Genomic DNA, 1,904 nt, shown 5'->3' on the forward strand with positions numbered 1-1,904 from the left:
GCCCAGCGCGGTGCGGCGGCGGGCAGCCGCCTCGGCGGCGTGGACGTCGACCAGACCGCCGGCACCACGGTGGTCCAGCCGAGCCCCGAGCAGCAGGCGATGCTGGCGGAGCTTTCCGCGACCCCGTCGGGCGCGCGCTTCGACCGGCTCTACGTGAGCCAGCAGGTCCAGGCGCACCGGATGACGATCGGCATGACCGAGGCCTACGCCTCGTCCGGCCCGAACCCGGCGCTCCGCACCTACGCGCAGCAGGCGCTGCCGGTGCTGCAGCACCATTACGGCATGGCCCAGCGCCTGCCGGGCGCCCGCGACGCGATGTAATCACAGCGCTTCCGCCCGGCGGCGACGCCGGGCGGGGCTGACGAAAAAGGGCGGCGGGCCATCGAGCCCGCCGCCCTTTTTCGTGTCCGAAACCCCTTGCGCGGGCGCTCCGGTGGACGCGCCCGCTCGATTATCCTCAGTTGCAGCTGATCAGCGCGGACGGGCGCAGCGGCTCGCCGTTCCGGTCCGCCGCCGGCTTGAAGTCGCCGGTCTCCGGATCGCGCACCAGCAGGTCGCCGGTGGCCACGCCGAAATGCGCGCCGTGGAGCTGCAGGCTACCGTCCTCGACCCGCTCCTTGATGAACGGGAAGGTCATCAGGTTCTCCAGGCTCTGGCTCACCATCCCGTGCTCCAGGCGGGTGAGGTATTCGGGCGCGCTCGAATCGCCCGCCTTGGCCTCGGCCGGCTCGACCAGCGAGACCCACTTGCCGATGAAGTTGCCCTTCGAGAGCGGCTTGGCCTTGTCGGCGTAGGCCTTGATGCCGCCGCAGCTGGCATGGCCGAGGACGACGATGTTCTTCACCTTGAGGCCTTGCACCGCGAACTCGATCGCCGCCGAGGTGCCGTGATAGTCGCCGCCGGTCTCGTAGATCGGCACGATCGCGGCGACGTTGCGGATCACGAACAGCTCGCCCGGCCCCACGTCGAAGATCGCCTCCGGTGCGACCCGGCTGTCACAGCAGCTGATCACCAGGGTTTCTGGCTCCTGGGCCGAGGCGAGTTCCTGGAAGCGCTTGCGCTCCGTCGGGAAGCGGCCGGACAGAAAGGAGCGGTAGCCGTCGGTCAGCGCGGTTGGGAACATGATGTCTCCTGACAAAAGGAAGATTCCGTCACGGAACGAACAGCCTGAGCACCCTGTTCCACGCTCAAGTTTGTCGCCAATTCAGGATGATCGGGGCCTCCGGAACGTGCCCGGCGACCAAGCGCGCGGCGAGTTCCCCGAGGCCGGCCGGCTCGATACGCGCCTCGGTTGAGAGCAGTTCGGAGACACTCCACCAGCGCGTGCCGTGAAGCGGGTTGTCCTCGGTTTCCATCAGGCGGCTGGTGTCGACGCGGTCGTCGGGGAGCCGCACCAGGAAGTAGCGCTCGCGCGCGTCGCGTGACTGGCGGAACAGGTGGAACGGGCCGTCGCAGGCCGCGACCTGCGGGCCGATCGGGCAGTCGGCGCGGCCGATCTCCTCCGACAGCTCGCGCCGGCAGGCCGTGACGTGGTCCTCGCCGGGCTCCAGCCCGCCGCCGGGCATGAACCAGAATCGCAGCGGCTTGCCGTCCGGCTCGATCGCGTGGACCGATTCGTACTCGATCAGCAGAAGCCGGTCGGCCGGATCGAACACCAGCGCGCGGGCGACGTGGCGGATTCCGAGGGGCTGTGCGCTAGTCTGTTCGCTCATGGTCCACGTCGTTAGCAGGATTCCGGCCGCGTGCCTCTTCGAGGGGGCGCCGGCATCCAGATCACCGCCGGCAGGCCGTGCCCGTCGTGCTCCGGCGGGTCGGGCAGGGGGCGCGCGCGTCCGAGGAGGATGTCGCGGGCGACGACGAGGCCGGCCATCGCGTCGAGGTGGTCGTCCGCCCCGACCCCGCGC

At 70.2% G+C, this 1,904-nt stretch carries 4 protein-coding genes; 1 reads left to right on the forward strand and 3 read right to left on the reverse strand.

Annotation, left to right across the window (positions count from 1 at the left end; genetic code table 11):
* Nucleotides 1-321: DUF4142 domain-containing protein (locus FV222_RS24535; RefSeq protein WP_147815866.1), on the forward strand; the 321-nt coding region annotated here is incomplete at its 5' end.
* A 136-nt stretch (nucleotides 322-457) separates the two neighbouring features.
* On the opposite strand, the gene FV222_RS24540 is transcribed toward FV222_RS24535, so the two are convergent.
* The 3 genes from FV222_RS24540 to FV222_RS24550 form a co-directional block, all read right to left on the reverse strand.
* Nucleotides 458-1,123, reverse strand: coding sequence for a carbonic anhydrase (locus FV222_RS24540; protein ID WP_147754358.1), 666 nt, complete (start codon nucleotides 1,121-1,123; stop codon nucleotides 458-460).
* 64 nt (nucleotides 1,124-1,187) lie between these two features.
* Complete coding sequence (locus FV222_RS24545) at nucleotides 1,188-1,712, reverse strand: NUDIX domain-containing protein (RefSeq protein ID WP_147763968.1); 525 nt, start codon at nucleotides 1,710-1,712, stop codon at nucleotides 1,188-1,190.
* A gap of 11 nt (nucleotides 1,713-1,723) precedes the next feature.
* Nucleotides 1,724-1,904: DUF429 domain-containing protein (locus tag FV222_RS24550; protein ID WP_147815867.1), on the reverse strand; the 181-nt coding region annotated here is incomplete at its 5' end.

Source organism: Methylobacterium sp. WL103 (assembly GCF_008039885.1).
Taxonomy (GTDB): Bacteria; Pseudomonadota; Alphaproteobacteria; order Rhizobiales; family Beijerinckiaceae; genus Methylobacterium; species Methylobacterium cerastii.

Bases quoted from the DNA above. Each gene is read 5' to 3' on its own strand.
- FV222_RS24545 (WP_147763968.1), bottom strand. From the start codon at position 1,712: ATGAGCGAACAGACTAGCGCACAGCCCCTCGGAATCCGCCACGTCGCC.
- FV222_RS24540 (WP_147754358.1), bottom strand. From the start codon at position 1,123: ATGTTCCCAACCGCGCTGACCGACGGCTACCGCTCCTTTCTGTCCGGC.